This is a genomic window from Burkholderia sp. MR1-5-21, assembly GCF_053427715.1.
Window position 1 is genome coordinate 1 of the sequence record NZ_JBSAXD010000090.1, and the last position, 1,144, is coordinate 1,144.

Below are 1,144 nucleotides of genomic sequence, written 5' to 3' on the forward strand. Positions count from 1 at the left end.
CTACGATCGCGATCCGTCGCGCGCGGCGGTTCGGTCCCGTGCCCTTCGTGCGCTGGTTGAACCACTGCGTCAGTGCACTGCCGGGCTGGTAGCGCAGCCAGGTCCACGCCATCTCGACCAGTAACGCGCGTACGCGCCGGTTGCCCTGTTTGCTGATGCCCTGGTCGACCTGGCTCTCGCCGCTGTCGTAGGGCTGCGGCGCCAGCCCGACACACGCCCCGACCTGGCGCCGGTTGCTGAACTCCCTCCAGAACAGTTCGAGCGCGAGGCGCGACGCGCCCACTTCGCCAATCCCCTTCAGGCGCGCCAGGGCATCACTTCGCTGGCGCGCGGGGGCCGGTATGCTGGCCTGGCGCGTCTTCTCGAGTGCGGCGAGTTGCTGCTCCGCCAGCGCCAGCCGTTCGCACTCGCGCAGCAGCCGCTCACGTAGCTCGGGCGGCAGCGGTGCGCCGTCGTGGCACCGCACCTGGTTGCGGGCGAGGCGGCCGGCGAAGGCCTTATGATCGACCTCGTCCCAGCAGCCGAGCGTGGCCAGCAGCTTGCGCATCCGGTCGCGATGCTGCAGCACTTCCTTTTGCAGTTGGCCGCGATCGCGCATCAGCTGGCGCGATGCCTCGTCCTGTGGCGAGGGCACGTGCACCACGTGCATGCGGTCGCACTCGCCGCGCAGCCACGCGCGCAGGTTGATCACCAACTTGATCGCATCAAGCCGGTCGGTCTTCGCGCGCCGCTTGTGGCGTTCGACCGGAATGCTCGCCGGATCGACGACATAGCACTCGATGGCGTGCGCCTGCAGCGCGCGACAGATCCAGAACGCATCCTGGCCGGCTTCGTAGCTGACGACGATGCGTAGGCCGGCCGGCAGCGACCACTTCTCCCGGTGCGCCTCGATCAGGTCCAGCACCGTGTGCAGGCGCGCCGCGGCTTGGGGCTGCGCCACCGTGTGCACGGAAGGCTTCTCGCGCCGGCCGTCGTGCAGCGCGACTTTCCACTTCGCGGCAGCAAGCTCGAGTGACACCGCCAGCACAACTTCCTCACGACCCGTCGTGAACATCTGATCTGTGCGCATGATGCTTTCCTTTGAACAGGACTCGACACGCTGATTTTACGTATCAGTTTGTCGACGCCCCCTTGCTCATAGGAT

1 protein-coding gene is annotated in these 1,144 nt (G+C 67.3%); it reads right to left on the reverse strand.

Annotation, left to right across the window (positions count from 1 at the left end; translation table 11 throughout):
* Nucleotides 1-1,069, reverse strand: a 1,069-nt coding sequence (locus ACV229_RS40505) for an IS110 family transposase (protein WP_448088650.1), incomplete at its 3' end; no start/stop codon positions are given.
* Nucleotides 1,070-1,144: the final 75 nt, after the last annotated feature.